Origin of the sequence: Micromonospora sp. WMMD735, assembly GCF_049178995.1 — a bacterium.
Lineage (GTDB): Bacteria > Actinomycetota > Actinomycetes > Mycobacteriales > Micromonosporaceae > Micromonospora > Micromonospora wenchangensis.
Map to the genome: position 1 here is coordinate 1,468,659 of NZ_JBMHMJ010000002.1, position 21,099 is coordinate 1,489,757.

General features: G+C 71.9%; 13 protein-coding genes and 1 rRNA gene. 5 read left to right on the forward strand and 9 right to left on the reverse strand.

The window, feature by feature from the left end:
* Positions 1-253: 253 nt before the first annotated feature.
* Positions 254-1,768, reverse strand: a 16S ribosomal RNA gene (locus ACN268_RS06450).
* A gap of 1,219 nt (positions 1,769-2,987) precedes the next feature.
* Here ACN268_RS06450 and ACN268_RS06455 point away from each other — a divergent pair.
* Both ACN268_RS06455 and ACN268_RS06460 read left to right on the forward strand, forming a co-directional pair.
* Positions 2,988-4,334 (forward strand): DivIVA domain-containing protein, encoded by a 1,347-nt coding sequence (locus ACN268_RS06455; RefSeq protein ID WP_421482222.1) that lies wholly within the window; start codon positions 2,988-2,990, stop codon positions 4,332-4,334.
* A 164-nt stretch (positions 4,335-4,498) separates the two neighbouring features.
* The gene (locus tag ACN268_RS06460; protein ID WP_421482224.1) at positions 4,499-5,245 is read left to right on the forward strand and encodes an SAM-dependent methyltransferase; all 747 of its coding nucleotides are present in this window, start codon (positions 4,499-4,501) and stop codon (positions 5,243-5,245) included.
* Between the two features lie 151 nt (positions 5,246-5,396).
* Here the strand turns inward: ACN268_RS06460 and ACN268_RS06465 are convergent, their stop codons facing one another.
* Positions 5,397-6,167 (reverse strand): nucleotidyltransferase domain-containing protein, encoded by a 771-nt coding sequence (locus tag ACN268_RS06465; RefSeq protein WP_421482225.1) that lies wholly within the window; start codon positions 6,165-6,167, stop codon positions 5,397-5,399.
* Between the two features lie 150 nt (positions 6,168-6,317).
* Between ACN268_RS06465 and ACN268_RS06470 the strand changes: the two genes are divergently transcribed.
* Together ACN268_RS06470 and ACN268_RS06475 are read left to right on the forward strand one after the other, a co-directional pair.
* Positions 6,318-7,289, forward strand: a complete 972-nt coding sequence (locus tag ACN268_RS06470; RefSeq protein ID WP_421482226.1) for a helix-turn-helix domain-containing protein — start codon at positions 6,318-6,320, stop codon at positions 7,287-7,289.
* Positions 7,290-7,498: 209 nt separating this feature from the next.
* Complete coding sequence (locus ACN268_RS06475) at positions 7,499-8,449, forward strand: alpha/beta fold hydrolase (RefSeq protein WP_421482227.1); 951 nt, start codon at positions 7,499-7,501, stop codon at positions 8,447-8,449.
* On the opposite strand, the gene fxsT is transcribed toward ACN268_RS06475, so the two are convergent.
* The 7 genes from fxsT to ACN268_RS06510 form a co-directional block, all read right to left on the reverse strand.
* On the reverse strand, positions 8,443-12,342 hold the full coding sequence (fxsT, locus tag ACN268_RS06480) for an FxSxx-COOH system tetratricopeptide repeat protein (RefSeq protein ID WP_421482228.1): 3,900 nt from the start codon (positions 12,340-12,342) through the stop codon (positions 8,443-8,445). The genes ACN268_RS06475 and fxsT overlap by 7 nt on opposite strands.
* A complete protein-coding gene (locus ACN268_RS06485) occupies positions 12,339-13,502 on the reverse strand; it encodes a TIR-like protein FxsC (protein WP_421482229.1) in 1,164 nt (387 codons plus the stop codon). Before ACN268_RS06485 ends, fxsT begins: the two co-directional genes overlap by 4 nt.
* Positions 13,489-14,175 carry a TIR-like protein FxsC gene (locus ACN268_RS06490; RefSeq protein ID WP_421482230.1) on the reverse strand — a complete coding sequence of 229 codons (687 nt, stop codon included), beginning with the start codon at positions 14,173-14,175 and terminating at the stop codon, positions 13,489-13,491. The genes ACN268_RS06485 and ACN268_RS06490 overlap by 14 nt, the downstream gene beginning before the upstream one ends.
* A 74-nt stretch (positions 14,176-14,249) precedes the next feature.
* Positions 14,250-15,038, reverse strand: coding sequence for an aminoglycoside N(3)-acetyltransferase (locus ACN268_RS06495; protein WP_421482232.1), 789 nt, complete (start codon positions 15,036-15,038; stop codon positions 14,250-14,252).
* Positions 15,035-17,359, reverse strand: a complete 2,325-nt coding sequence (locus tag ACN268_RS06500; RefSeq protein ID WP_421482233.1) for an FxsB family cyclophane-forming radical SAM/SPASM peptide maturase — start codon at positions 17,357-17,359, stop codon at positions 15,035-15,037. Before ACN268_RS06500 ends, ACN268_RS06495 begins: the two co-directional genes overlap by 4 nt.
* Positions 17,331-17,462, reverse strand: coding sequence for a hypothetical protein (locus ACN268_RS06505; RefSeq protein ID WP_269757004.1), 132 nt, complete (start codon positions 17,460-17,462; stop codon positions 17,331-17,333). Before ACN268_RS06505 ends, ACN268_RS06500 begins: the two co-directional genes overlap by 29 nt.
* Positions 17,463-17,601: 139 nt before the next feature.
* Positions 17,602-18,504, reverse strand: a complete 903-nt coding sequence (locus ACN268_RS06510) for a DUF4231 domain-containing protein (RefSeq protein WP_421482234.1) — start codon at positions 18,502-18,504, stop codon at positions 17,602-17,604.
* A gap of 471 nt (positions 18,505-18,975) precedes the next feature.
* Between ACN268_RS06510 and ACN268_RS06515 the strand changes: the two genes are divergently transcribed.
* The gene (locus tag ACN268_RS06515) at positions 18,976-21,039 is read left to right on the forward strand and encodes a M4 family metallopeptidase (protein ID WP_421482235.1); all 2,064 of its coding nucleotides are present in this window, start codon (positions 18,976-18,978) and stop codon (positions 21,037-21,039) included.
* The last annotated feature ends 60 nt before the right edge of the window (positions 21,040-21,099 follow it).

Below are 21,099 nucleotides of genomic sequence, written 5' to 3' on the forward strand. Positions count from 1 at the left end.
TCCAGCAGGCTCCCGCCCACCACAAGGCACTGAAACAACAACCTGAGGTTGTTCCTTCAGGACCCAACAGGGTGCTATACGCCCCCAACCAGCCGCACCAGGAGGAACCGTTCCCACCACCGAAGTGGCTGTACTAGGTATCCCGGCCGTTGCCAGAGGAAAGCTCGCCAGTGTCTCCGCCATCTGAGCACCCCACCACCACATTCGGGCAGTGCGGGCTCCATGCCACCTTTCGGTGGATGGTGCTCCTTAGAAAGGAGGTGATCCAGCCGCACCTTCCGGTACGGCTACCTTGTTACGACTTCGTCCCAATCGCCAGCCCCACCTTCGACGGCTCCCTCCACAAGGGTTGGGCCACCGGCTTCGGGTGTTGCCGACTTTCGTGACGTGACGGGCGGTGTGTACAAGGCCCGGGAACGTATTCACCGCAGCGTTGCTGATCTGCGATTACTAGCGACTCCGACTTCACGGGGTCGAGTTGCAGACCCCGATCCGAACTGAGACCGGCTTTTTGGGATTCGCTCCACCTCACGGTATCGCAACCCATTGTACCGGCCATTGTAGCATGCGTGAAGCCCTGGACATAAGGGGCATGATGACTTGACGTCATCCCCACCTTCCTCCGAGTTGACCCCGGCAGTCTTCGATGAGTCCCCGCCATAACGCGCTGGCAACATCGAACGAGGGTTGCGCTCGTTGCGGGACTTAACCCAACATCTCACGACACGAGCTGACGACAGCCATGCACCACCTGTGACCGCCCCCGAAGGACCTCCCATCTCTGGAAGTTTTGCGGCCATGTCAAACCCAGGTAAGGTTCTTCGCGTTGCATCGAATTAATCCGCATGCTCCGCCGCTTGTGCGGGCCCCCGTCAATTCCTTTGAGTTTTAGCCTTGCGGCCGTACTCCCCAGGCGGGGCGCTTAATGCGTTAGCTGCGGCACAGGGAACCGGAGAGGCCCCCCACACCTAGCGCCCAACGTTTACAGCGTGGACTACCAGGGTATCTAATCCTGTTCGCTCCCCACGCTTTCGCTCCTCAGCGTCAGTATCGGCCCAGAGACCCGCCTTCGCCACCGGTGTTCCTCCTGATATCTGCGCATTTCACCGCTACACCAGGAATTCCAGTCTCCCCTACCGAACTCTAGCCTGCCCGTATCGACCGCAGGCTTGGGGTTGAGCCCCAAGTTTTCACGGTCGACGCGACAAGCCGCCTACGAGCTCTTTACGCCCAATAAATCCGGACAACGCTCGCACCCTACGTCTTACCGCGGCTGCTGGCACGTAGTTGGCCGGTGCTTCTTCTGCAGGTACCGTCACTTACGCTTCGTCCCTGCTGAAAGAGGTTTACAACCCGAAGGCCGTCATCCCTCACGCGGCGTCGCTGCATCAGGCTTCCGCCCATTGTGCAATATTCCCCACTGCTGCCTCCCGTAGGAGTCTGGGCCGTGTCTCAGTCCCAGTGTGGCCGGTCGCCCTCTCAGGCCGGCTACCCGTCGTCGCCTTGGTAGGCCATCACCCCACCAACAAGCTGATAGGCCGCGAGCCCATCCCAGGCCGAAAAACTTTCCACCAAACCCCATGCGGGGAAAGGTCATATCCGGTATTAGCCCCCGTTTCCGAGGGTTATCCCAAAGCCTAGGGCAGGTTACTCACGTGTTACTCACCCGTTCGCCGCTCGAGTACCCCGAAGGGCCTTTCCGCTCGACTTGCATGTGTTAAGCACGCCGCCAGCGTTCGTCCTGAGCCAGGATCAAACTCTCCAACAAAAACCTGTTGAACAGCAATCCCGACAACAAACAAATGTTGCCAAAGGAATCCCAACCAACCAAACCCGAAGATTCGGCCAGTCCGGGGTATAAAACAATTGGCACTGGCTTTACAAGCACCCTGTTGAGTTCTCAAAGAACAACCACACACCACCCGGAAGCCCCGCAACCGCAGAACCCCCGACCTGGGGCATTTCCCTGCACCACACCCCGCGCTCCCGCGCCGGGCACTTTTACTACGTTACCCGGTGGTATCCGCCATGTCAAACCGCTCTGTAGCGATCCACACCACTTCCACCACATTTTCCACACACCACGAAAACACCCGGCTCACACCGGCGATGTCGTGGATTCCCGCAGGACGGCCGCCGCAGTTTCCCGCGTACTCGCCCGATTCCCTGCCGGCCGCTCACTCTACCCGGTCGGTTTCGCCCCGCCGCATCGACCCCCTGGGCCGATCCGGAAGCACCACCCGGGATCAGTGACCGCGCTCCGGCCTCCAGGCCTTTCGACCTGTTTCGTCCGTTCCGCGCTGACGGAGAGAAAGTTACGCGTCCGCCGAGATGATCGTCAAATCCGCAGGGGGCGTCTCCGGTCACATGACATGCCGGCACGCCCGACCGGCCTGTTCAGGTCGCCCGACGTTCGCGGCTGAGCTGCGCAAAGACCACTGAGATGAGACCCGGATCGGCCGAACGGCCAGAACCTGCGACGACCGTCGACGACCACGTCCCGAATCCGTGCCGCCACCGGCTGCACCGCCGCGCAGCGGCCCCCTCCTGCGCGGAAGGGCTTCTCGTGTTGGAGACCGACCGCGCCTGCCGTCGTCCCCGGCGGGTGGGTCCTGTTCCCGGTGATCATCAGCCTCGGATACGGGTTCCCGCTGGAACCTGTGGCACCCCCTGGTGCCGTCCGCCGAGAACACCGCCGGCCCGAGGTGACTGTCCTCGTCACCCGCCCGACGACGGTTCGGGCGCACCGTCCGGTCGGCAGACGGCTACCGATGGCCGCCGCCACGCGGCTGCCGCGGCGTCGACGAGACTGACGGGCACCGATCCCGATCACGTACGCCGGACCCGCTGGCCGGCCCGGACCGGTGCGTGAACCCCACCGGGGCCCGGTCGCCCGGGACGCCGCCCGCCGGTAGTGTTTCGCCCCATCGCGGGCGTGGGGTCGCCCGCGGACCTGGATCACCGAGGAGTACGGAGGCTGGCGCCATATGTCCACCGGGGAGGAATCGTACGCGTCGCGTGACGACGGGTCGGCACGGCCGAGCTTCGAACTCGCGCTGCGGGGCTACGACAAGCGGCAGGTGGACCGGTACGTCGAGCAGATGGACGGCGCACTGTCGACGTTGACCGCCGAGCGGGTCCAGGCGGCCGGCCAGATCCAGGGCCTGACCGCGCACATCCAGCGGTTGCAGGCGGAGCTGACCGAGTTGCGCCAGCGTCCCGTCCAGGTGGACCGGGCGTCCTTCCGTGATCTCGGGCCGATGGTGGACCAGATCCTCGCCCTGGCCGAGAAGCAGGCTGCGGTGATCACCGACACGGCCACCCAGCGGGCGAACCAGCTCCAGGGTGAGGCGGAGAAGACGCTGCTCGAGGCCCGGGAGCGGACCGCCCAGGCGCTGCGGGACCTGGACGAGGAACTGGTCGCCCGCCGCGACGAGCAGGAGAAGGCGTACGAGGAACGGCGGACGGCGGCCGACGCCGAGCTGGCCGAGATCCGGGAACGGGCCGAGAAGCTGCGGGCCGAGGGGGAGTCCGCCCACGAGCGGGCCCAGCAGGAGGCCAAGCGGATCAGCGAGCAGACCGCGAAGCAGATCACCCAGACCAGGGCCGCCGCGGAGGCGTTGACCAAGGCGGCCCGTACCCAGATCCAGCAGGAGATCCAGGCGGCCCGGACGCAGAGCCAGCAGGAGCTGGCCCAGTGGCAGGCCACGGTGGAGCGGGAGGTCGGCGAGCGGCGGGCCGCGGCCGAGCAGGAACTGGCCGAGCAGCGGGCGGCGGCGGAACGGGAACTGACCAACCAGCACAGCGCCGCCGAGCAGCAGATCGCCGCGTTGATCGCCGAGGCGCAGCAGTACGCCACCGAGGTCCGCCAGCGGGCCGACGAGCAGACCAGCAGCCACCAGGAGCAGCTCGCCACGGTGCAGCGGGAGATCGGCGACCGGCAGAAGGCCCTCGCCGAGGTGCAGGGTGAGCTGGAGACGGCCCGGGCGCAGTTGGCCGAGATCCAGCAGGAGGGTGACACCACCGAGCGGGAGTTGGCGCGTTCCCGGCAGCGGTTGGAGGAGGTGCGTCGCGACCTGACCGCCGAGAACCGACGGTTGGAGGAGGCCCGGCAGGCCGCCGAGAGTGTGGAGCGGCACGCCAAGGACGTCCGGGCCCGCGTGCAGCGGGAGGCGAAGCGGGTCGCCGACCTGGCCGCCGCCGCCGTGATGGCGGCTGCCGCCGGCGGCGGGGAGACCGCCGAGTACCCGACGGTGGCGGCCCGCCCCGCCACCGATCCACCGGTCGAGGCGGCCACCGAACCGCCCGCCGGCAGGGTGCCGACCAACGTCTGACGTGCGGTCCGGCCCGGGGCGAATTCGCTGTGCCCCGGGCCGGTGGGGACGTAGCCTGACGGCCCCGTCTCCACGACCAGCGAACGAGGTGTGTCCCGTGCCCGTGCTCCGTGTGCCGACCGTCCGCTTTCCGCGTCCGTCCACGCACCTCCGGAGTCATCGACATGGATCTCGACCGTAGTTTCGTCATCCGCGAAGGCGACCTTCGCATCCTCAACCCGTTCGACGCCGACAAGCTGGCCACCCTGGGCCGGGTGATCCGGCTGCGTCCCGACGACACCCTGCTCGACCTGTGCAGCGGCAAGGGTGAGCTGCTCTGTACCTGGGCCCGCGCGCACGGGGTCCGGGGCACCGGTGTCGACATCAGCACCGCGTTCACCGCCGCCGCCCGGCGTCGGGCGGAAGCACTCGGCGTGGCCGACCGGGTCCGTTTCGTCCACGACGACGCCGCCGGGTACCTCCATCCGGTACCGGTCGACGTGGCCGCCTGTATCGGTGCGACCTGGATCGGCGGGGGTGTCACCGGCACCATCGACCTGCTGGCACGGGCGCTGCGTCCGGGCGGGATGCTGCTGGTCGGGGAGCCGTACTGGCGGCGGGAGCCGCCGGACCAGGAGACCGTCGCCGCGTGCCACGCCACCGTGCGGGACGACTTCGACGATCTTCCCGGGCTGATCGGCCGCATGCAGGGGCACGGCTGGGACGTGGTCGAGATGGTCCTCGCCGACCAGGACAGTTGGGACCGGTACGCCGCAGCGCACTGGCTGACCCTGCGCCAGTGGCTGGACGCGCATCCCGACGACGCGCTCGCCGGGGCGTTCCGGCGGGAGCTGACCGAGGACCCGCTGCGGTACGTCCGGTACCGGCGGGAGTACCTGGGCTGGGGTGTCTTCGCCCTGTTGCGGCGCTGACCCGGCCGGGGGCGGTCCGTCAGGGACCGTCCCCGGCCTGCCTACGGCGACACGATCCGGCCGGCTGGTAACGCGGGCTGTGCGAACCCTGCGGCTGGTCACGGTGGGAGGGCGGAGCGGCACCGACGGCCGGCCCGGCGGCGTCGCGCGGTCAGCCGGCGGTGATCTCGTCGAGCACCCGCTGTTGGAAGGCGCGGGCCGCGGCGGCGGTCGGCGGCGGGCCGCCGGCACGGGCCTCGACGCAGCGACGCACCAGTTCGGGGTCGTGGCCGAGGGCGATCGCCCGGCGGCCGGCGGCGACCTTGGACAGCCAGTCGCCGTCACGGAGGCGGACCAGCGCGCGGCAGGCGTTCAGCACCGCGTCCTCCATGCCGGGGGCGGGGGCGTCCCCGGGTGGGACGGGCCGGGCCAGCCACCAGCGTAGCGCCGCCACCATCAGCGTGCGCAGGTCGTCCGGGGACAGGTCGGCGAAGACCTGACCGGCCGGCGGGCCGGTCAGCAGGTGGCCCCGCTGGTGCAGGATGCTGCGGTCCAGGCCGTACCAGAACCGGCCGTCGGCGGCGGGCCGTTCGGACGGGTCGAGGGTGGCCCGCAACGGCATCGCCGCCCCGGTGTTGAGTTCCACCTCGAAGCCCGGTTCGCCGGTGCCGGAGGCAGCCACCGCACGGGTGTAGACGACCAGTTCGAGGCCGCGTGCCGGGCAGGGCAGTGCCTTGTGCCGCAGCCGGGTGACCAGTTCCCGCCGGGTCGGTCGGGGTAGCGCGTCCCGGCAGACCAGCGCCACGTCCACGTCGCTGCGGCCCGGCTGGTACGCGTCCAGCGCCACCGATCCGGCGGCGTAGGCGCCCACCAGATCCGACCCGAGCACGTCCCGGGCGGTGCCGACCAGGTCCGCGAGGTAGCGGTGCACGGTGGTGTCCATACCGGTCATCCTGCCGCCTGCGCCGACGGCCGTCGTGGTGCGGCTCCGGCGGGTCGGGGCGCGGGCCGCCGGGCGGAGTCGGGTGGGGGGACCCCTGGCGCGGACGCCACGGGTGGGACAGACTTGAGGCCCGACAGCGAGGACGGGGGCATGGGCAGCTCCACACAGGACGATGCGGCGGCGGATTTCGTGCGGGAACTGACCCACTGGCGTCACCAGCGGGGCATGTCCAAGAAGGAACTGGCCGAACGCACCGGTTTTGATCCGTCGTACGTCAGCCACATCGAGAACGGCCGGCACCAACCCACCGAGGAGTTCGCCCGGCGGGTCGAGCTGGTGTTGGACAGCGGCAACCGGATCTGGCAGCAGTACGTCGCCTTCGCCGACAGCCGTGGCGCCGGGGGCCGCCGCTCCCCGCTCGGCCCGACCGCGGTTCCGCCCCCGGCCGGGTCGCATCTGGTGATCGAGGACGAGCAGGCCAGCCTCTCCCTCGTCGACGGGGTGTACGAGTGCCGGTTCCGGCGGGTGCTGCACAGCGTGGGCACCGAGCCGATCACCAGGCACACGGTGCAGATCGACATCGACCGGTTCCCCGAGGATCCGGCCCGGTCGACGGCCTTCCACGGTCGCCATCCGCTCACCATCGACGAGGTCGACTTCCGGGCGACCATCGGCGTCGACCAACCGGAGCCGATGCGGTGGCGGGTCGGGCGCAGCCGGGACGCCTTCCTCAAGATCGTGCTGTTGCTCGACGGCGGGGGCACCCCGATGCCGCTCTATCCCGGCCAGCGCACCGTGGTGGACTACTCCTACCGGGTGCCGGCGTGGAAGTTCGGCGACTGGCTGCAACGCGACATCCGGCTGCCCACCCGCAACCTGGTGATCCGGCTCGACTTCCCGGCCGAGACGGGTCCCACCGTCTGGGGCAACGAGACCTCGTTCACCGCGGAGAGCAGCGCCGAGGTGCGCCCGGACGGTCGGGAACGGCAGGGGCGGATAGCGTACGAGTGGGTGGTGTCGCGGCCCCGGTTGCGGGCGCAGTACCGGGTGGAGTGGCGCTATGCCGATCCGCGCGCCGCGCTGGTCGACGCGCCGTCGGATATCCGACCCCTGGCCTGCTGAACGCCGCCGCCCACTCGTCCGGACGTTCCGAACGGACGGGCCGACAGGTGTCGTTTCCGACAGATCCGGCCCGTTGTTCGGGCTCGCCATAGCGGTGTGGCGGGCCCGACCGTTAGGCTCAAAGGCTGAACGGGGGCGACGAAAACATCGTTTTCGCTCGATGCGGGTTGCGAGTATTTGCTGGTAGTGGCACCGGAAGGCAGGCTGTAGTGACCCGAGAAGGTGAGCCTGGGCCGCGATACGCCCACCGCGCGGACAACAAGCGGGTGGCGTACGAGGAGACCGGTGCTCCCGACGGGTTCCCCGTCTTCCTGATGCACGGCACGCCCGGCAGTCGTCGGGGGCCGAAACCCCGGGGCATCGTGCTCTACCGGATGGGCATCCGGTTGATCGCCTACGACCGCCCCGGTTACGGCGACTCCGAGCGGTTCGAGGGTCGGGACGTGGCCGACGCCGCGCGGGACGTGGAGGCCATCGCCGACCAGCTCGGCCTGGACCGGTTCGCGGTCGCCGGCCGCTCCGGTGGCGGACCGCACGCGCTGGCCTGCGCCGCCGACGAACGCCTGCACGGGCGGGTGAGCCGGGTCGCGGTGCTGGTCAGCCTCGCCCCCTCGGACGCCACCGGCCTGGACTGGTTCGACGGCATGAACACCGACAACCAACGGGGTTTCGGAGCCGAACGACCGGACACCGACGCCGTGGTGGAGGAGATCCGGCAGCGGGCCGCCCGAGCCGCCGAGGACCCCCGGTTCCTGCTGCGGGACCTGATGACGCAGATGGGTCTCCCCGACCGCCGGGCGATCAACGACGCGGCGCTGCGCGGCATCATCTTCGACACCTACCAGGAGGCGTTGCGCACCGGCCCGTACGGCTGGATCGACGACGTGCTGGCGTTGCGTCGGAACTGGAAGTTCGACCTCGACGCGATCGACACCAGGGCCACCCCGGTGCGGCTGTGGCACGGCGCGGAGGACACCTTCGCCCCGGCCAGCCACGGCCGCTGGTTGGCCGAGCGGATTCCGGGCGCCGAGATCGAGGTGCAGCCGGGCGCGGCCCATTTCGACGCCATGCAACAACTGCCCCGCATCCTGCGCTGGCTGAGCGAAGCGGGGACGCCGGTGAGCTCTGACGTGCTCATCGGCGCCCAGCCCGGTCAGTAGGGATGCGGGTCGAGGACCCGCCGCACGTACCGCCCGTCGCGCAGCACCACCACGCTCGGGTGTTCCTGCCCGATCCGGTCGGCGAGCCGGTCCGCCAGCCGCATCCGCCCGATGCTGACCACTCCCCCGCTGGCCGCCTGCCGGGCCGTCTCCACGTTGCCGAGGCTGCGTAGCGTGTCCGGGTGGTCGGCCCCCAGCACCGCGGTCAGCCGGGCCACCACGGCCTGCAACCGGGTGAGTCCCTCCTCGGCCTGCCCGGTGAGGAGGGTGAAGACGGCGGCGTTGTTGTCCGCGCCCATGCTGAACGGATGCTCGGGTCCGAGCACCTCCCGCAGCCCGTCGGCGGCGGCCACGGTGAACGCGTACGCCTCCTCCTGCGCCCCCGCGTCCCACAGGGCCACCCCCCGGTTGAGTTCACACACCAGCGTGTAGGGGTGCCGTGGCCCGAACACCCGGGTGAGGGTCTGCTGCACCTCCTCCAACTCCGAGCGGGCCTGCGCTCCCTGTCCCTGGAGCATCAGGTTGGCCGTGCGGCTCAACCGGCACAGCAACGTGTCCGGGTTGGTCGGCCCGACGGTGGAGCGCAGCCGGGTGTAGGCGTCGTCGAGCAGCCGGCCCGCCTCGGCGATCCGGCCGGTGCTGCGCAGCGACGTCGCCAGGTTCGCCTGCGCGGTGAGCACGGGGCGGAAATCCTCGCCGAAAACGCGGCGGTACGCCTCGACCACCTCCCCCAGCAACGCCACCGAGGCGCGGTAGTCCCCGGTCTCCCGCAGGTCACGCGCGTAGTTGTTGGCCGAGAGCAGGGTGCGGGGATGCTCCGGGCCGAGCACGACCCGCAGTCTGCGGTAGGTCGTCTGGTCGATGTCGAGCGCGCGGGCGAAGTCGCCGGAGAGCCGGTAGGAAGCGGCCAGGTTGTTGGCCGCGTTCAGGGTGCGCCGGTGGTCCTCCCCGAACACCTCCACAGACGCCTCGTAGGTTCGCAGATCCTGCTGCAGAGCCTTCTGGTAGCGGCCGAGGGCCCGCAGGTCCGCCGCGTACCCGCCGGCGGTCATCAGGGTGTACGGGTGGCTCTCGCCGATCAGCTCCTCCTGCTGGCGTAGGGTCTCCTCGTCGAGGGTCAGGGCCTGGTCGAACTGGCCGAGGCTGCGCAGCAGGTTGGCCCGGTTGAAGCGCAGGTTGAGCAGTTGCACGCGCAGCGACCGGTGGGCGCCGGTCTCCGGGGACAGCCCCTCCAGCATCGTCGTCCAGGTCTTGTCCGCGTCCTGGGCGTACTGTGCGCCCTGTTCGAAACCGCCGTTGAGGAAGATGTACCGGACCCGGTCGATGACCAACTGCCGGACCGTGTCGTCGTGGCAGGACACCGCCTCGGACCCGTCCAGGTGCGGCCACAGGTGCCGGTAGCCGGACTGGAAGGCCGGGTCGTCCACCTCGCCGGAGGGGCGGGAACCGGCGAGGATGCGGTGCACGTCGTGCTTGACCTCGGCCAGTTCCTGCTCGGACATCCGGGACCGCAACGCCGCCTGCAGCAGCCGGTGGATCTGCACCCGCTGGGCGTGCAGGTCCACCTTGATCAGGGCGAGCCGGTTGATCCGCTGGACCAGCGCGGCGGCGATGTCCCGCTCGGAGACCCGGTCGGCGACCTGCGCGGCGACCAGCTCGTCGTGCGGGGCGATGACCTTCGCCACCTGGTCGCCGTAGAGCAGGTCGAGGGCGATGTCGGGGGCGAGCACCGAACCGAGCTGCAGCAGCCGGTAGGCGCCCGGGGACTGCTGCCGCAGGCCGGCCAGGGAGCGGCCCCACACGTCGCTGTCCGGGCCGGTACGGGCCAACCCGGCCAGGTACGTGGCGACCGAGTCGGGGCTCTCCGCCAGCCACGCGCCGGCCAGCGCCACCAGGATCGGCACGTCCTCCACCGCCTCGGCGACCTGCTGGGCCTCGGCCACGGTCATGCCCCGGCGGCTGGTCCGACCGATCAGGTGGCTGACGCTCTCGCCGCGCTGGAAGGCGTCCACGTCGACCGCGCGGGCCAGGTCACCCCAGTCCGGGTTGCGGGTGGTGACCAGTACGTGCCCCTCGCCCTGGGGGAGGTAGTCCCGGACGTGCTCGTACTGGTCGACGTTGTCGAAGACGATCAGCCAGCGCAGCGGCGGCTCGTCGGCGCCCCGGCCGCCACCGTGGCTGAACCAGTCCCGCACCGCCCGGGCGTTGTCCGGCACGCTCTGCAGATCGGGCAGGTTGAGCCGGCGGCCCAGGTCGGCGAAGCGGACGTCGATGAACTGCACCGGGTCGGCTTCCACCCACCAGATCACGTCGTACGCGCCGTGGAAGCGGTAGGCGTACTCGGTGGCGAGCTGGGTCTTGCCGATGCCGGCCCCGCCGCGCAGCGCCACCGGGACCCGTTCCCGGGCCGCCGTCCTCAGCTCCTCCCGGAGGGTCAACAGCAGCCGGTCCCGGCCGGTGAACCGCACGTTGCGCGCCGGGGCGTAGAAGACGAGCGGTTCGACGCCCGGGTAGCGGGTCGCCGGCACCGGCCGGTCCCGCCCGTCGGTGGGCCGGCCGACCAGCTCCCACACCTGCTCGGCGGCGGCCGCGGCACCCCGCTCGTAGACGGTCGCCCAACTGCCCGGCGGAGTGTCCACCGACGGGGTGGTGTCGTCCAGGTGCAGCGCGAGCGCCGGGACGCCCGTGGCACCGCCGAGGGCCCGGCGGGCGGCCAGGTAGGAGCGGGACACCAGGTGCAGCTCGCGGGAGGCCGTACCGGCCGGCACCGCCGCCGGGGCACCCAGCGGGGTGGCCAGCACCCGCAGGTCGGCGGCGTGCAGCGCGGACTGCACCCACTCCGCCCACGCCTGGTCCTCCGGCACGTACCGCAGCACGATCAACTCGTCGACGATCACCGGTTTGCGTTCGAAGCGTTGGAAGGTCTGCCGGCGCAGCCCCTCGTCCATCCGGGGCAGCCCGGCGACCGTGCCGTTGGTGATGTGCCGGGTCAGCGCCTCGTACGCCGACAGCAGCCCCCGGCTGCCCGGCACGTCGCCGAACGTCGCCAGGGTCTCCTCGTAGGCGTAGTAGGCCCGGTAGGGGACCTCGACGGAGAGCCAGTAGTCCTGCCGTTCCAGCTCGGTCATGCCGCTGGGCAGCCCGGTGAAGCGTTGCATGGCCAACGCCCGGCCGGCGTCGGTCTTGGTCTTCTCCCCCTCGTCGACCCGCATCGGCACCGGCAGCACCCGGCGGGCGCGGCGTCCCTCGTAGCCGCGGACCCGGGTGGCGACCGAGGCGGCCCCGTCGATGCCCTGGTCGCTGAGGGTGAAGCAGTCGACCAGCACGTCGGGCAGGTGGATGGTGCAGATCTCGGCGACGTCGCTGATGCCGGTGCGGCTGTCGATCAGGGTGTAGTCGTAGTGCCGCTTCATGTCCGCCCGCAGCGCGTCGAAGAACTGCGCGCCGCCGAGCCGGTTGTAGAAGTTGTCCCAGTTCAACCCGGTGACGCTGGTGGCGTAGTCGGGGTTGTGCCGGCCGGCGAGCAGCAGGTCCAGGGTGCCGCCGCCGGGGAACTCCCAGCTCACCGAGAAGGCGTACTTGTGGACCCGGGCGTACTGGCGGTGCCAGTCGCCGGGGCGGGAGTCGTCGCCGGCCTGCCGGCGGCGGGCGTTCTCCCACTCGTACTCCAGGATCAGGTCCATCACGCCGCCGGTGGAGGCGACCTGGTCCGGGTCGAGGAACGGCGCGAAGAACCGGTGCAGGCCGGGGGATTCCAGGTCCCAGTCGGCGACGAGCACCCGGTGGCCGTTCGCGGCGAGGATCCAGGCGGTGTTCGCCAGCGCCATGGTGCGACCGGTGCCACCCTTGTACGAGTAGAAGGTGACGACCTGGCCGTCGCGGGGTGGAGTCATCGTTCTGCCTTCCCTCGCCGTACGTCGAACGGTCCGACCGGCCCCAGGCTCGGCTTCGGATCGTGCGGGCCTTCCGGCGGATCGACCGGCCCGTGCCGGAGGAACTGTTTGCGCGCCTCGGTGACCAGCAGCGGCGCGCAGCGCTCGAACTCGTCGATGGTGCGCACCGGCAACACCCGGGGAAACCGGGCGTCCTGCAAGGTACCGGCGATCTCCTCGGGTGTCGGCTCGCCACGCGCATGGTCGGCGGCGATGACGAGCGGGACCACCCACTGCGGCAGCCCGTCGAGCGCGGCGCGGGCGGCCTCGACCCCGACCCCGGCGTCCACCAGCACCACCGCCGGGCTGTGCGGGGCCCGGTCGCGGGCCTCGGCCAGCCCGACCACCCGGGTGGGCAGACCGAGCCGCTCGGCGGTCGCGGCCACGTAGTCGGCGACCGCCAACTGGTGCTGGTCGCCGTAGGGTCGCCAGCGGGCCCGGTCGGCGGCGAGGGTGGTGACGACCAGCGCGGCGCCCGGACCGTCGGGGACCGGCCGGCTGGTCAGGGCCGCCGCCCGGGAGCGGGCGAGCGGTTGCTGCTCGGTCACCGTGACGATCCGGTCGGCCAGCGCGTCGCGTAGCCGCCGGTACTGCGGGCCGTAGGCGCTGAGCTTGCACAGCGCGCGCAGCCCGTTGTCGGCGTAGTCGGCGCGGTCGTCGGGGTGGTCGGTCACCGACAGCGCCTGGACGATCTCGGGGCGGTCCTCCCAGGACGGCAGCGGCATCCACAGCACCGGCAGCACGTGCCGGTCGGCGTGTCCCGCCGGCAGCCGGGCCAGCCGGCTGCGGAACGAGTCGCGTTCGCCCAGCGCCCAGGCGTTGCGGAAGTAGTTCGGCGAGTAGAGCGGCACGAACACGTGCGCGAGGCTCAACGCATCGGTGAGGGTGCGGCGCAGGTCGGCGCCGGGGACGACCTGGCCGTCGAAGAAGCCCGCCTCGATCTCGACGGTGCGCCGGGGATGCTCCCGGACCGACCTGGCGAGGTCCTGGAAGAACTTGCCGACCCAGTAGTCGGTGTCCGGCCGGGCGGCGTCGGACAGCGGGACGGAGTGCGCGTAACTGAGGAAGAAGTAGGTCTCCTGCCCGGGGACCCCGGCCGGGGAGGGGTCAGACCAGGTCATGCCCGTCCTCCTCGAACCGGTCGCGCAGCTGCCGCAGGTCGGTCGTGACCGCCGGCTCGACCCAGTGCGTGCGGTACGCGCGGGCGATCCGCTGGGCCAGCCGCCAGACCACCGCGTCGTAGGCGTCCTTGCCGTTGCTGCCGAGGCTGAGCAGGCCGTAGATGCCCTCCTCGTGGTACTGCGGGGCGATGTCCGGGGGTAACCGGGTGGGGGTGAACATCTGTCGCCGCGACACGACCTCGGGCACCCGTCGACGGTCCACCACCGACCAGTTGACCGGGATCACCGGCGTCTCCCCCACCGACGGCTCGGCGTCCGGGCGGGGTACGGCCCGCCGCCTGGTGAACGCGTCCCACTCCCGGGCGCACCACTGGCTGCGCAGGTACTGCGGCGAGACGAGCGGGATGAAGACCTGGCAGTGGCCGGCGGCGAAGGCGAGATCGTCGGTCCACAGCTGCCCTCCGTCGAGCATCTGGTCCATGAAGCCGGCCATGCGGCCCGGGCCGAGGCCGAGCAGTTCGACGACGTGGTCGGAGAGGTCGACGAAGAGCTGGGAGACCTTCTTGTTGTTGTCCCGCGGGGGCGCGACCGCCCGCGGTCGGGTGCGGGTACGGGCGTAGCTGAGGAAGAACACGGGGGCGCTCTCGTCCTCCCGGAACTGTTCCTCCACCACCTACCGCTCCCGCCCGGCGTCGCCGCTCCCGGCCGACCACAGTATCGACAGCTGCCAACCCTGCGCTGTCCCGTTCAAGCCAGTCGGTGCGCATCCATCCACCCCCGGGCGAGGTCGACCGCGCGGCGCAGCCGTACACGGTGACCGTCGGCGGCACCCACCGGCCCGGAGCGGACCGCCCCGGCGGCCACCACGGCCGCCCCGATCCGCGGGAAGTCGCCGTCGTCCAGGTGCGGGGCGCGGAAGTCCCGGCGGACCCGGCGGCCCTGCGGGTCACGCAGGTAGCAGCGGTACGCCCGGTGCGGTGCGGGCCGGGCGCACCGGTACTCGGCGAGGTGGAACGCGGTGCACACCGACCAGTCGACGCCGAGCAGCAGGACCAGGGCGTCGGCGGCGTACAGCGCGCCCAGGGGGGACCGGTCGCCGAGGTGGCAGTCCAGGTCGTGCCGGGCGGTCAGGGTGGCGGCGGCCGGGCCGAGAGCGGCGAAGGAGGTCTGCGGGTGGGCGCTGCGCCGGGCGTCGGCCTGCCGGCGGACGTGTTCGGCGAACGCCCCCATCCCCTGGGCCGGGCTGTGCGCCGGGTCGAACGGCGCGATGGTCGCCTCGACGGCGGCGGCCTGGGTCGGGGTCATCCCCGCCGTGGCGGCGCGGAACGCCGGTGAGGTCACCGAGTTGCCGGCGGTCTGCGTCGGCACGACCACCGTGCCGTGGTCACCGAGGGTGTCGCGCAGCGCGGCGAGGAGGGTGGCCGGCCCGGCCGGCTCGGGCCGGACCCGGGACAGCGCGCAGTGCACCAGGACGGTCGCGCCGGTGGGTAGTCCGAGCGTCCGCAGGTCGGCGGCGAGGGTGGCCCTGTCGTTCACCGCCAGCCGTCCAGGGTGGCGCGCATCCGCCGGACGAACCGCTCGCCGTCGGCGGTGAGGCTGCCGAGGTCGAGCAGTGCGTCGACCGTCGTGTCGGTCCATTCCCGGTAGCGCCGGTGGTGTGCCGCCGCCTCGGCTCCCGGGCGGTGCCGCCACACGTCGGCGACGGCGAGGTGGGCGTAGACGCCGTGCAGCGCGCCTTCCACCGGCCTGGGGTCGTCGCGCCAGGGCACCCGCAGCCTTCGCGCGTCGGCGGGGTCGAACAGTTCGCAGACGTCGAGCACGGCGTCCAGTTTGAGGTGTTGCACCTCGTGCACGAGCAGCACCGCCAGCGCGGCGTCGTCGGCGACGGGGGTGACGGCGACCGCGCCGAACGCGGACCGGGCGGCGGCGCTGCGGGAGCGGCCGGACGGGTCCGGCCGCAGCGGCACCACGGTGCGCAGGAGGGTGCGTACCCCGGGGGCGTATCCGCGCGCCTCAGTGTCGAGGCGGTCGACCGCCCGACGCACCTGCCGCGTCCAGCGGTCGGCGACCGCCGGGGTGAGCCGGGCCGCCACCGGCAGGTCGAAGCAGTCGCGGAACGGGTCGGTGTCCTCCAGCAGGACGGTCCCGTCGCCGGTGTGGGCCGCCCGGGTGGGCCGCCACCGGTCCGGGTGGGGTCCGACGGCCGGCCGGACCCGCACGCGTCGCCGGCCGGCCCGCAGCGCGACGCCGCCGGCGGAGATCGTGACGGGCACCGACGCGGCGTCGGTGTCCACCATGATCGCGCCGAGGGTCGGCAGGTGCACCGCGCCGGCCCGCACCGGCAGCACGAGTTCGGCGTCCACGCCGGCCCGGACCGCCGCCGCGGCGGCGACGGCGGCGAGGTGGGGCAGGTCGCCGGTCGCCCCGGCCCGGCACCGCTGCGCCCACCGCCTGACGAACGGGTGGGTGAGCACGTGGTCGACGGCGTCGGGCGCGGACACGTCCAGCGCCACCAGGAGGTGCCAGCCGGCCGCCGCGACCGGGTCGGCGGTGGCGGCGGGGCTGAGGGCGACCGTCAACGCGCGGGCGATGCCGTGGTGGACGGCGGCGAGCTGACCCACCGAACCCGGGCCGCCCCGGCCCGAGCCGAGGTCGGCCAGGACGGCGGGGGGCAACGTGTCGACCGGCGGCTGCTGCGGCGACCCGGCGGGGACGGCGGTGGCCCGAATCAACGCGGCCAGGTCGGCGCAGTACGCCGACGGGTTGTCGAAACCGGTGCCCGAGCGGTAGCGGTGGGCGAACAGGCCCCCGCCGCAGCGGCGTACCAGCGGGCAGGAGCGGCAGGTGGCGCACAGGCCGGCCAGGCCGGTCTGCCGCACGGCGATGCCCGGATGGGCCGCCGCCTCGTCGACGGCATGCCGGAACACGTCCAGGCCGGTGGCGGCGGCGCCGTGGAAGGCGGACTTGAGCGAGTCGACCTGCTCGAAGCTGCCGTCGGTCTCCACCACGACCAGGTCCGCCGGGGCGAGCCCGACCGCCTCGGTGCCGGTGCTGCCGCCGGTGGCCGTGGCCAGCAGGGACTCCAGCAGCCGGATCGGCACCGGCCGCCCGTCGGCCAGCCAGCGCCGGTGGATGGTCAGCAGCCAGTCCGCGTACGGGGTGGTGGCCCCGTCGGGGCGGGCGGGTGGCCGGTCCCAGTTGGCGTGCGGCAGCAGGAAGTCGATCCGGGGCGGTTCCTCGGCGAGCAGCGCCTGGTAGACCCGCAGCGGGTCGTTGGCCAGGTCGACGGTGCACAGCAGCCCGGCGTAGGAGCTGCGGTAGGCGGGGCGACGCAGCAGGTCCAGTGCCCGGCGCACCTGGTCGTGGCTGCTCGCGCCGTTGGCGTACCGGCGGTGCCGGTCGTTGGCCGACCGGTCACCGTCCAGCGAGACGCCCACCCTGACGTCGTGGGCGACGAGGACGTCGGCGATCTCGGGGGTGAGCAGCACGCCGTTGGTCTGCATCCGCAGGTCGAGCCGGGTCACCGGGTCGATCGCCCGACGCAGGGTGGTGGCGGTGGTGGCGAGCCGGGCCGCGCCGGCCAGCAGGGGTTCCCCGCCGTGCAGGACCACCCGGACCGCGGTGAGCCGGTGGGTGGTGGCGTGTTCGGCGATCCGCCGTGCGGTGGCCTCGACCGTGTCGGGCGTCATCAGCCGGGGTTGACGACGCCACGACTGGTCGGGGTGTTCGTAGACGTAGCAGTGGTCGCACGCCAGGTCACACCGGCTGGTCAGCTTGAGGACGTACTGGCGCAGCGGGGTGACCGGGACGCGGGGCGTGGTGGCCGGGTCAGACGTGTGAGCTGAAGGACGCGACATCGACCCGGGTCGGGTGGGTGGCCCGGCGGTCGTCGATGCGGGCGACGGCGACGGCCCGCTCGACCGGGATCTGACCGAGCGGGGTGCGTCGCACGTCGCTCATCGGCGTCGGGAACGGATCGGACGGGCGTTGGGTGCGGTCCACGTCGGGCCCCCATCTTGTGTCGGAGGTGGACGGCTGTCCGCCCACGTCGACGACCAATCACGGATGTCGATGATGCTATCCGCCACAGCCCGTCATGTCACTGCTGCGCAGCGCCATCATCCTCGATCATCTTGGCCATCCACGCCGCGTTGGACTGGGCGATGATCCGCTCGGCCTCGGTGACGAACGCCTCGTCGTCGGTCCAGCCCGCCCCGGCGGCCCGGGTCAGTCGCAGCCGGGTGAGCTGGTCGGCCGTCCGGGCGTACTCCAGGTGCTGTTGTTCGTAGCGTTCGGCCGTGCCGTAGCCGATCAGCGCGGTCGTGACCGCCGCGACCACCGGCACCCACGCGGTCAGGCCGAGCGCGTCGCCGAACACCCCGACGACGGCGGAGAGCAGGGCGGCCAGGACGGTCAACGCGGTCGCCGCCCGGCCGATCCGGGCGGCGGCGCGGGCGGCCTGCCGGGCCGCCGGCAGGTAGTAGCCGTCGACCTGTCGCTGCACCCGTTCGGTCAGGTAGCTCGGCAGGCCGGTGACCGGGGGCAGCGGACGGTCGGCCGGGGTGCCGTCGAGGGTGTACCCGACCAGATCGCCGACGTCGTCCACGAGCAGTCCGTAGCGGTGCAGCAGGACGGCGTCGGCGTCGGCGCCGGCGTAGGGGGCGACCCGGGCGAGGTAGCGGTACAGCTCCGCCTTGGACGCCTCGGAGACCGCCCGGAGCCGGGTCCAGACGGCCACCGCGTCGCGGGAGGCGCGGCGGCCGAGCACCGGCACCAGCAGCAGCGACACGGCGGCGACGAACGCCAGCACCCGGCCGGCGGTGGGCGCGGACGGGGCCAGCCGGGCCGCCGCGGTGCCGGCGACGGCAGCGGCGGCGGTCAGCGCGGCGACCGCCCGCCGCCCGGTGGTGATCCGTCGCTTGGCCCGTCGGGCGGCCTGCGACCAGTCGCCCTGCCCCCGCCAGACCTGCCCGGCGGCGAGGGATCCGTCGATGTCCGGCACAGCCGGAATGGTAGGCGACCGACGCCCGTCCGGTTCGCACCCGCGAGCCGGGCACGGGCCCCGCCGGGCCGGGTACGACGGACCCCGGCGAGGGCGTCGTAGCGCTGGTCGGCGCGTGTATGCGCATCCGGCGCGCGTTCCGGCGAAAACCCGCAACTGGGGCGCTCGGCGGGACCGGGATCGACGGGGATGACCTGTTCAGACCGGGGTGGCGGAGGGTCGTTCACCACCTGGCAACAGGGGTTTCGGCAGCCCGGAGGCATGGTTGCCCGGGTCAACCCATTGATATGAGTGCCTGCCCGTGTGATCGTGCCTCCAGCAGTCGCCAACCCCCGGCGACACGCGACGGACAGTCACCCCCACCGGGCCCGCCGGCAGCCCGGAGACCACCCGTCGCGGCCACGCCTCACGCAGCATCGGCGCGCGACCCCACCGGGCACCGCGACGCCGTCCGAGAACAGGAGCATCCCCTTGACGCTCTCACCCCGCCTCGTCGCGCTCTCCGGCGCGGTCGCGGCCGGCCTGATCGCCGCGGGCACCGCCGCGGCGGTCCAGGCCGCGCCGTCCCACCCCGCCCCCGACCCGGCCCAGGCCCGGGCCGCCGCCGTCGGCGCGGCCAGCTCACTGGTCGCCAGCCGTCCCGCCTACCTGCACGCCAGCGCCGACGACGCGTTCGTGCAGCGGCCGGTCATCGCCTCCGAAGGCATCCAGTACGTCCCCTACGAACGCACCTACAAGGGCCTGCGCGTGGTCGGCGGGGACTTCGTCCTGGCGACCACCGCCACCGGCGAGGTCACCTACGCCTCCGTCGCCCAGCAGCAGAGCATCGGGAACCTGTCCATCACCCCGAAGCTCACCGCCGCCGCCGCCGAGCGGACCGCCCGCGCCCGACTGCGCACGGTCAGCGGCGTCGAGGGCACCACGCTGGTCGTGCACACCCTCGGCACCCGACCCGCGCTGGCCTGGGAGACCACCGTCACCGGCACCGGCGCGGACGGCCCCAGCCGGCTGACCGTCGACGTGGACGCCGCCACCGGCGCGGTGCTGGACACCCGGGAGCACGTGGTGCGGGGCACCGGCACCGGCGCGTGGAACGGCCCGGTCACCCTGAACACCACCCAGTCGGGCAGCACCTACTCGCTGAAGGACCCGAGCACCACCAACCTGAGCTGCCAGGACGCCGCGAACAACACCACCTTCTCCGGATCGGACGACGTCTGGGGCAACGGCACCGGCACCAACAAGGAGACCGGCTGCGTCGACGCCCTGTTCTCGGCGCAGACCGAGCACAAGATGCTGTCGCAGTGGTTGGGCCGCAACGGCGCGAACGGCAGCGGTGGCGCGTGGCCCATCCGCGTCGGGCTCAACGACCAGAACGCCTACTACGACGGCTCGCAGGTGCAGATCGGCAAGAACACCGCCGGGCAGTGGATCGGCTCGCTCGACGTGGTGGCCCACGAGATCGGCCACGGCATCGACGACACCACCCCCGGCGGCATCTCCCGGGGCAACACCCAGGAGTTCGTCGCCGACACCTTCGGCGCGGCCACCGAGTGGTTCGCCAACGAGCCGTCCACCTACGACGCGCCGGACTTCCTCGTCGGCGAGAAGATCAACCTGGTCGGCAGCGGCCCGATCCGCAACATGTACAACCCGTCCGCGCTCGGCGACGCGAACTGCTACTCCAGCAGCATCCCGAGCCAGGAGGTGCACGCGGCGGCCGGTCCGGGCAACCACTGGTTCTACCTGCTGGCCATGGGCAGCAACCCGACCAACGGGCAGCCGACCAGCCCCACCTGCAACAGCAGCACGGTGACCGGCCTCGGCATCCAGAAGGCCATCAAGATCATGTACAACGCGATGCTGCTCAAGACGACCACCTCGTCGTACCTGAAGTACCGCACCTGGACGTTGCAGGCCGCCAAGACCCTCTACCCGGGCAGCTGCACCGAGTTCAACACGGTCAAGGCCGCCTGGGACGCGGTGAGCGTGCCGGCGCAGTCCGCCGACCCGACCTGCACCGGCGGCACCCCGACGCCCACCCCGACGGCGACCTCCACCCCGACGCCCACCCCGACCTCGGGCGGCTGCTCGGGCCAGAAGCTGACCAACCCCGGCTTCGAGTCCGGCGGCACCGGCTGGACCGCCACCTCGGGCGTGATCACCTCGTCGGCCAGCCAGGCCGCGCACGGTGGCTCGTACAAGGCGTGGCTCAACGGGTACGGCTCGACCCACACCGACACCGTCACCCAGTCGGTGACCATCCCGGCCGGCTGCCGGGCCACCCTGTCCTTCTGGCTGCACATCGACACGGCCGAGTCGGGCAGCACGGCGTACGACAAGCTGACCGTCAAGGCCGGCAGCACCACCCTGGCGACGTACTCCAACGTCAACGCCGCCAGCGGCTACGTGCAGCGCAGCTTCGACGTGTCCGCGCTGGCGGGCAGCACCGTCACCATCTCGTTCAGCGGGGTGGAGGACAGCAGCCTCCAGACGTCCTTCGTGGTGGACGACACCGCGCTCACCCTGAGCTGACCCTCGCACCGCCGGCAGCGGCCGGTCGTCGCCACCCGCGACGGCCGGCCGTCGGCGTGT

Bases quoted from the DNA above. Each gene is read 5' to 3' on its own strand.
- ACN268_RS06505 (WP_269757004.1), bottom strand. From the start codon at position 17,462: ATGAGCGACGTGCGACGCACCCCGCTCGGTCAGATCCCGGTCGAGCGG.
- ACN268_RS06485 (WP_421482229.1), bottom strand. From the start codon at position 13,502: ATGACCTGGTCTGACCCCTCCCCGGCCGGGGTCCCCGGGCAGGAGACC.
- ACN268_RS06500 (WP_421482233.1), bottom strand. From the start codon at position 17,359: ATGTCGCGTCCTTCAGCTCACACGTCTGACCCGGCCACCACGCCCCGC.
- ACN268_RS06470 (WP_421482226.1), top strand. From the start codon at position 6,318: ATGGGCAGCTCCACACAGGACGATGCGGCGGCGGATTTCGTGCGGGAA.
- ACN268_RS06460 (WP_421482224.1), top strand. From the start codon at position 4,499: ATGGATCTCGACCGTAGTTTCGTCATCCGCGAAGGCGACCTTCGCATC.
- fxsT (WP_421482228.1), bottom strand. From the start codon at position 12,342: ATGACTCCACCCCGCGACGGCCAGGTCGTCACCTTCTACTCGTACAAG.
- ACN268_RS06455 (WP_421482222.1), top strand. From the start codon at position 2,988: ATGTCCACCGGGGAGGAATCGTACGCGTCGCGTGACGACGGGTCGGCA.
- ACN268_RS06465 (WP_421482225.1), bottom strand. From the start codon at position 6,167: ATGGACACCACCGTGCACCGCTACCTCGCGGACCTGGTCGGCACCGCC.